Below are 6,835 nucleotides of genomic sequence, written 5' to 3' on the forward strand. Positions count from 1 at the left end.
AGAAGCGTTGATGCCAAGACCATACGATCTCTCCTCGGTGACGGCTCTCATCTGCTTCGAGGCAGCCGCCCGAAATGCGAGTTTCAAAAACGCCGCCCAGGAATTGAATGTGACGCCCGCGGCGATCAGCCACCAGATCAAGGCGCTTGAGGGTGACTTGGGATGCAACCTGTTCCTGCGCTTGAGCCGCGGCGTCGAATTGACTGAGAAAGGGGCGTTCCTGTTCGTTGCCGTGCAGCGCGGGCTTGAGACGATTTCCGACGCCGTCACTCACATGCGCGATCGCCCGGAAACCGCCGACGTGACCATCCGGACAACGACGGCCGTCAGCTCGCTATGGCTTACACCGAAGATTTCAGCCTTCTGGAAGAGCCATCCCACCATCACTGTCTCGCAGATCGTCAGCGACGTGCCCGCAACAGCGATCCGCTGTGATCTAAGTATTCATTACGGAGATGCGCAGGAAAGTCCCGAGGAGTGTCACAAACTTTTTCAAGATCGCATTGTCGCGCTTGGAACTCCAAAATTCGCCGCCGAGCACGGCCTTGGCCGAGTTGAGGATCTGCTCAAGGCGCCTTTGATTCATATGAACAACGAGGAAACCGACTGGACGAACTGGCCGGAGTGGTTTCAAGCGCTTGGACACACCATCCCAAAAGGCCGCAGGTTTAGCGTGAACAACTACATGATTGCCCTGCAGGCCGCCCAGGATGATATCGGGGCGGTCTTGGGGTGGGATGGATTGGTCAAAAGCCTGATGGAACAGGGCCGGCTGGTCACACTTGTACCCGACAACATTCCCTCACCCAGGGCATTTTATCTGAAAATCCATCCCAGGGCAGGTTCGAAAGCGCGGCTTTTTGCGAGCTGGCTCGCCAAAAGCGCTTGAGCAGCTGCTCTCTTGCTCGCTGACTTCTTCGGGCGGCTTCACATCACCGCGCTCGCTATGGATTCGTGGTATTGAACGGGTACCCACCACGAAAGCCTGGAGATTATCGGATGAGACTGATTGTGCTTGCCGCCGCTCTCTCGATCGCGGCGCCTGCGGCCGCCCTGGCCGGGCCGGCCTCCAATGCGGTGAAGTTCTTCTACATGCCCGAGGTCAAGTTCGAGGCCGACGCGAAATACCGCGACCGTTTCACCGAGCCGGTGACAAAGCTGTTCGACCTCAACGATCAGGCGCAGAAGAACAAGCCGGACGAGGTGCCTTGCATCGACTTCGCCCCCGGTCTCGACGCGCAGGATTTTGACGAGAAGACAGTCGCCAAGACGTTGAAGCTGTCTGAAGCAGTGGATGGCGACAGCGCCAACGTGACAGTGACGTTCAACCTTTTCCCGGAAGACGATGAATCCAAACGCGAAATGGTCTGGTCGCTGAAGAAGGTCGACGGCCAGTGGAAGGTTGCCGACATCACCTCGAAGACCAGCGGCTGGACGCTGAGTGCGCTCGAATGCCTGGCTGGCCAGACTCCGGAGTGACGCCATGGCCCGCGCCCTGGCCCTGGCGACTGCGTGCCTGCTGGCCGCGGGTTTGAGCAGCACCGCTGGCCAGGGCCTGTTCAGCGCGCCGCTCTCAGCAGAAAATGCACGGGCAGCTCCGCTGCGGCCGGGTTCGCCGACGGCGATGGTGAAACCGTTTTACGAGCATGTCGGGCTCGAGCTCGATCCGGCTCAGCGCAGCCATTTCGTCGATCCCGCGAAGTCGGTGCTCGACAAGAGCGATGCGCTGCGGAAATCGGGGCAGGGCGAATGCCTCGATCCCAACATGGCGCTCGACAATGCGGCGTACGACAGGGCCGAGATCGACAACAGCCTGAAGGCTGTTGAAGCGGTCAAAGGCGATGAGGCCAAGGTCGTCGTCGCGTTTATCGTTGCCGGCAATCCGCACCGGCTGGAATGGAAGTTCAAAAAGGTCGACGGCGACTGGAAGATATCGGACCTTCTGTCGGTGACCGGCGAATGGGCGCTCAGCCAATATCAGTGTGAGTGAGAACGGACCGATGAGTTGATCGCCTGATGGCGATTGAAAACCAGAGTTGGCGATCCTGCTGTCCCGGCGGACATCTCGCAGCAGAATTCAGCCGCGTCCGCGATAGGGCGCAACACCGGTGTCGGGCAGCCATGCGCCTTCCGGCGGCGCGCCGGTCTGCCAGAATACGTCGATCGGAATGCCGCCGCGCGGATACCAATAGCCGCCAATCCGCAACCACAGTGGCTTGGTCGCAGCGATGATGCGGCGGCCGATCATGATGGTGCACTCTTCATGGAAGGCGCCATGGTTGCGAAACGAGGTCATGAACAGCTTCAGCGACTTCGATTCCACCAGCAGCGTGTCGGGTGCATAGTCGATGACGATGTGGGCGAAGTCCGGCTGGCCGGTGACTGGGCAGAGCGAAGTGAATTCCGGGCAGGTGAAGCGAACGATGGCTGGCGGCCCGTCGCCGCGCGAAAACGGCACGGTCTCCAGGACTGCTGCGTCAGGGTTCTGTGGCGCCTCGACGTTGGTGCCGAGCTGGGTAAGGTTTTTCGTATCGGTCATCGGCGGGTTCCTTACTGCATGTCGCCCAAAAGCCTGCCCACGGGCCCGACCCGAGGGTGCGCGGACCTGGGTACGACATGCGCAAAAACAAAAATTTGCCGCTCATTAGCACAATTTGAAACAGGAAGACGATGACCACCAGCGATCCGCTTCTCCAACCCTATCAGCTCAAACATTTGACGCTGAAGAACCGGGTCATGTCGACCAGCCACGAGCCGGCCTATTTCCGAAGACGGTAGGGATCTGAAGATCACTTCGGATTTGATTTGGTGGCGCGCAGCCGAACCTCCGCACGGAGAGCCACCAGGCACGTCGGTCCGATCTGCGCGCTGCGCACGCCGCCGGCTTGCAGCCAGACACCGTACGATCTCTTAAACCGCGATAGCGGCTGGCCGCTCAAAACATTCTGGCGGTGGCCATGCAGAGCACGGTGATGACCAGCAGCCCACCAGCGATGCGTTCGCCCCTTGTCATTTTCGCGCGCAACTGCGTTTCCGTCGCCGAGTCAGTGCCGGCAAGCCGCCTGCTGGCAGAGCCGACCAGCGCTCCCTGAACACCGACGGCAATCAAGGCCGTAGCGATGCCCAGGCCCAGAACCATTTCCATCGAACCGAAAGAGCCGCTGTGGAAGAAATACCAGAGCAGGGCGCCGGTCAGGAAAACCATGCCGGCCGCGTTCATTTGCGGCCGGAAAAACCGTTCGATCCGAATCTCCGGATCGCGGGCGACAGCGATGGTCGTTCCAGCCCAGAACACACCGGCCAATACGTGAAGGCCGAGGACGATGATGTAGACATACTGCATGGCCGCGTTCCTCCTTTCCTACCGCCAACCATAAAGTTAGATATCAAATGATTAGATGTCAATGTAAAGTCAACGGGCCAGTTCCATCGGCCTTTCCCTTACTCTAGTGTCGGATCATGACGCTTTTTGACCACCCGCCAGTCGGGATGAATCTCGCCCGCACCGCAAAGCTCGTCGCCCAGGCCTTTGACGCCACGTTGGTCGAGGCGGGCGGCACGCTGCCGGTCTGGGTCACGCTGTTGTCGATCAAGTCGCGCGAACTGGCCAACCAGCGTGAGCTCGCCGGCATGATCGGAATCCAAGGCGCGACGCTGACCCACCACCTGAACGCGATGGAGACGCAAGGTTTGCTGACCCGGCGCCGCGATCCGGAAAACCGCCGCGTCCATCAGGTCGAACTGACCGAAGCGGGAGAGGCGCTGTTCCTGAAATTGCGCACGGCAGCCATTGCCTTCGACAAGCGGCTGCGGACCGGGTTATCGGACGACAGGCTGGCGGAGTTCGCGGAAGTCTTGGCGACGCTGCGGGCGAATGTCGATTGATCCCAACTGCCGAACGCATTGTTCAGCGAGCCCAAGATGTAGCGGCAGCCAGCTACAGACCGGCCGTAACCCCATCAGGCCGCCATTTCCGAAGCGGCGTGTCAGGTTGGCGCCTTACGCCAGCCTTCCCTGCAGCACCATCAGCCTGGCTCTCTTCGGCGCCCGCGCGACCAGCCATTCGCGTACCTGGTCCTGCGGCATCGGGAAGGCGATCGAGTAGCCCTGCACCTGGTCGCAGCCGATCGCCATCAGCGAATCGAGCTCAGCCTCGGTTTCGGCGCCCTCGGCGACGATCGAGATGCCAAGGCCGCGGGCGAGTTCGGTGATGGCACGCACGATCTTGGTGTTGTCACCGTTCTCATTGATGTTCTGGACGAAGCGGCGATCGATCTTCAGCCTGTCGATCTCGTTCGGGTTGACGTGGCTGAGCGACGCGTAGCCGGTGCCGAAATCATCGAGTTCAAGATGGACGCCGGCGGCGCGGATGTGCCGCAGCTTTGCCGCGATGCCGGTCTTCTCGTCGTCGAGAATGACGGATTCGACGATCTCGAGCGACAGTTTTTGTGGCGGCAGCCCAGACTTTTCCAGCGCACCGAAGAGGAAGGCGTCGAAATCGGCCTCACGCAATTCGGAGCCGGAGACGTTGACGGCGAGCCGTCCGAAGGCAATGCCGGCACGGTTCCACTCCGCCGCCTCGCCGATTGCCTTGGCGATGACGATGCGGCCGATCGCAGGCATGAGTCCGCATTTCTCGGCGATGGGAATGAACTCGCCCGGTGCGATCATGCCGTGCTCGGCATGTCTCCAGCGAACCAGCGCCTCGATGCCGCCGATCGTGCCGTTCGACAACGAAACCTGTGGCTGGAAATAGACCTGGAACGTCTTCTCCGCGATAGCGATCCTGATGTCATGCTCGAGCCGCTTGCGGTAGTCGAGTTCATGCCGCAACGCCTCGGAGAAGAATGAGAGACTGCCGCCACCCTGCTTCTTGGCGGCGTGGAGAGCGAGGTCGGCATGGACGAGCAGATCTTGCGCATTGTCGGCGTCGACCGGATAGACGGCGACGCCGGCGCTGGCGCCCGGAAGGATGGTCGCGCCCCGATAGACGATCGGTTCGTTGATCTGCGACAGGACGCGCCCGGCGACCGTGTTGATGTCCTCGGTGCCGCCGGCACCGTTGAGGATCATCACGAATTCGTCGCTGCCGAGACGCACGCAGAGGTCCGACGCCCGGCAGGAATCACGCATGCGCTGCGCCGTCACCACCAGCACATAGTCGCCGGCGGCGTGGCCAAGCGTGTCGTTGATCTGCTTGAACCGGTCGAGGTCGAGGTGGACCGCCGCAAGCCGCTCTCGCCGGCGCTGCGCGCCCTTGATCAGCGTATCGAAATGGTCGGTCAGGAAGGTGCGGTTGTGCAGGCCGGTAAGGCCGTCATGCACGGCGATGAAGGCCATGGAATTGCGGGTATCGATCAGTTCACGCGTCTTGCGCAGGATGGCGTTCGACATCGGCCTGAAAATGAAAAGTGCCACCAGCACGATGACGCCGAGGGTGGAGTAGAACAGCGTTCGATGGAGAGCGAGAAGGCCCTCCGATCGCGCGTCGGCTTGGGCGCTGATGCGCTGGCCGAGTGCCGCATAGCCCGACAGGGCCGCATTGGCGACGGAAGCGTCGAGGTTGACGCGTTCGCCGCCACCCTTGTAGCCGCCATTGTCGGCCATGCCGAGTTGCGATTCAAACGCCGAAACCAGGCGTTCGCCGTTGGCGATAAGCCCGACCGAGAAGTAATCGAGATGAAACGGCTTGGCGAAAAGGACGTTCTCGACTGATTTTGGATCGACCCTTGCCGGTGACGCCGGGTCGGCGACCACACGCTCGAGCAGAAGGTCGTAGTTCCTCTCGAAGTCGGCCGTGGCCTGTTTGAATGCGGTGACCAGAGCCGGTTGTTGGTTGGGCGTAGCTGCTCCTGCCGCGTTGGCAAGGAAGACAATGCGTTGCGACAGCACCTTTTGCATGCCGACAATATCGAGCAGCGTGTCGTCGTGCCGATGGCCAGCCATCATCTGCTGGAGAAGGATGAAGGAGGCCATCACCATGGCTGCAATGATCAGCAGCGCCAGCCAATAGCCTGCCTTGATCAGCAATATGAGCTTGCCCGAAATGGTTTGCATCGGTTGCTGCGACATTTTCTGGGGCGGTCCCTCTCGCCGACAGATTGTTGGGTATGAGAACCATTGGCTTGAAAGGTTAACAGCTCCGGAAGCCGACACAGCAGCAGCGGTGGAAAGCTCGCAAAATGGTTATCGCCTTCTTTCGCGCCGCAGCTGCATTTGAACATCTGCCATTTGGCGGCATTCTGGGGCGGCATTCTGGCCACTGACCGTCGGGTCACCGAAGCCGTCGCTTTTGCGGTGGATTTTTCGCCCGCGCGGGGCGACAGTCCATTGAATCTCAACAGGGCCAGATCATGAGCGCGGCATTCCTCTCCCATATCGACAGCGAGCTCCAAGGGCTGAAATCGGCCGGCCTCTACAAATCCGAGCGGGTGATCACCTCGACGCAATCGGCTAAGATCGAGGTGGGCGGCGAGAGGGTGCTGAATTTCTGCGCCAACAATTATCTTGGCCTCGCCGATAGCGCCGACTTGCGCGATGCGGCCAAGCAGGCACTCGACCGCTATGGCTACGGCATGGCGTCGGTGCGTTTCATCTGCGGCACGCAGGAAGAGCACAAGCAGCTCGAGGCGACGATTTCTGGCTTTCTCGGCATGGAGGACACGATCCTCTACGGCTCCTGCTTCGATGCCAACGGCGGCCTGTTCGAGACGCTGCTTTCCGAGGAGGATGCGGTCATTTCCGACGCGCTGAACCATGCCTCGATCATCGACGGCGTGCGGCTGTCGAAGGCGAAGCGTTTCCGTTACGCCAACAACGACATGGCCGATCTGGA

At 60.7% G+C, this 6,835-nt stretch carries 8 protein-coding genes; 5 read left to right on the plus strand and 3 right to left on the minus strand.

Translation table 11 applies throughout. The features are described 5' to 3' along the window. The first annotated feature begins 10 nt into the window (after positions 1-10). The 3 genes from AC0L17_RS29745 to AC0L17_RS29755 all read left to right on the plus strand — a co-directional run bounded on the left by AC0L17_RS29745 (position 11) and on the right by AC0L17_RS29755 (position 1,990). A complete protein-coding gene (locus AC0L17_RS29745; protein WP_473518394.1) occupies positions 11-889 on the plus strand; it encodes a LysR substrate-binding domain-containing protein in 879 nt (292 codons plus the stop codon). A 110-nt stretch (positions 890-999) separates the two neighbouring features. Continuing rightward, positions 1,000-1,479 carry a DUF3828 domain-containing protein gene (locus AC0L17_RS29750; protein ID WP_473518395.1) on the plus strand — a complete coding sequence of 160 codons (480 nt, stop codon included), beginning with the start codon at positions 1,000-1,002 and terminating at the stop codon, positions 1,477-1,479. 4 nt (positions 1,480-1,483) lie between these two features. Then, complete coding sequence (locus AC0L17_RS29755; protein WP_473518396.1) at positions 1,484-1,990, plus strand: hypothetical protein; 507 nt, start codon at positions 1,484-1,486, stop codon at positions 1,988-1,990. A gap of 87 nt (positions 1,991-2,077) precedes the next feature. Here the strand turns inward: AC0L17_RS29755 and queF are convergent, their stop codons facing one another. Next, positions 2,078-2,539: a preQ(1) synthase gene (queF, locus tag AC0L17_RS29760; protein WP_023802331.1), complete on the minus strand. Its 462-nt coding sequence runs from the start codon at positions 2,537-2,539 to the stop codon at positions 2,078-2,080. A gap of 396 nt (positions 2,540-2,935) precedes the next feature. After that, complete coding sequence (locus tag AC0L17_RS29765; protein WP_473518397.1) at positions 2,936-3,343, minus strand: hypothetical protein; 408 nt, start codon at positions 3,341-3,343, stop codon at positions 2,936-2,938. Between the two features lie 116 nt (positions 3,344-3,459). Between AC0L17_RS29765 and AC0L17_RS29770 the strand changes: the two genes are divergently transcribed. Continuing rightward, complete coding sequence (locus tag AC0L17_RS29770; protein ID WP_473518398.1) at positions 3,460-3,885, plus strand: MarR family winged helix-turn-helix transcriptional regulator; 426 nt, start codon at positions 3,460-3,462, stop codon at positions 3,883-3,885. Positions 3,886-3,999: 114 nt separating this feature from the next. Here AC0L17_RS29770 and AC0L17_RS29775 read toward each other — a convergent pair whose 3' ends face one another. Next, on the minus strand, positions 4,000-6,072 hold the full coding sequence (locus AC0L17_RS29775; RefSeq protein WP_473518399.1) for a putative bifunctional diguanylate cyclase/phosphodiesterase: 2,073 nt from the start codon (positions 6,070-6,072) through the stop codon (positions 4,000-4,002). 281 nt (positions 6,073-6,353) lie between these two features. On the opposite strand from AC0L17_RS29775, the gene AC0L17_RS29780 reads away from it, so the two are divergent. Continuing rightward, positions 6,354-6,835 (plus strand): aminotransferase class I/II-fold pyridoxal phosphate-dependent enzyme (locus tag AC0L17_RS29780; RefSeq protein ID WP_473518400.1); only part of this gene is annotated, 482 nt, incomplete at its 3' end.

Source organism: Mesorhizobium sp. WSM4829, from assembly GCF_055811475.1.

Excerpts from the sequence above, each read along its gene's own strand:
- AC0L17_RS29775 (WP_473518399.1), bottom strand. The coding sequence starts at position 6,072 with ATGTCGCAGCAACCGATGCAAACCATTTCGGGCAAGCTCATATTGCTG.
- AC0L17_RS29745 (WP_473518394.1), top strand. The coding sequence starts at position 11 with ATGCCAAGACCATACGATCTCTCCTCGGTGACGGCTCTCATCTGCTTC.
- queF (WP_023802331.1), bottom strand. The coding sequence starts at position 2,539 with ATGACCGATACGAAAAACCTTACCCAGCTCGGCACCAACGTCGAGGCG.
- AC0L17_RS29770 (WP_473518398.1), top strand. The coding sequence starts at position 3,460 with ATGACGCTTTTTGACCACCCGCCAGTCGGGATGAATCTCGCCCGCACC.
- AC0L17_RS29765 (WP_473518397.1), bottom strand. The coding sequence starts at position 3,343 with ATGCAGTATGTCTACATCATCGTCCTCGGCCTTCACGTATTGGCCGGT.
- AC0L17_RS29755 (WP_473518396.1), top strand. The coding sequence starts at position 1,484 with ATGGCCCGCGCCCTGGCCCTGGCGACTGCGTGCCTGCTGGCCGCGGGT.
- AC0L17_RS29750 (WP_473518395.1), top strand. The coding sequence starts at position 1,000 with ATGAGACTGATTGTGCTTGCCGCCGCTCTCTCGATCGCGGCGCCTGCG.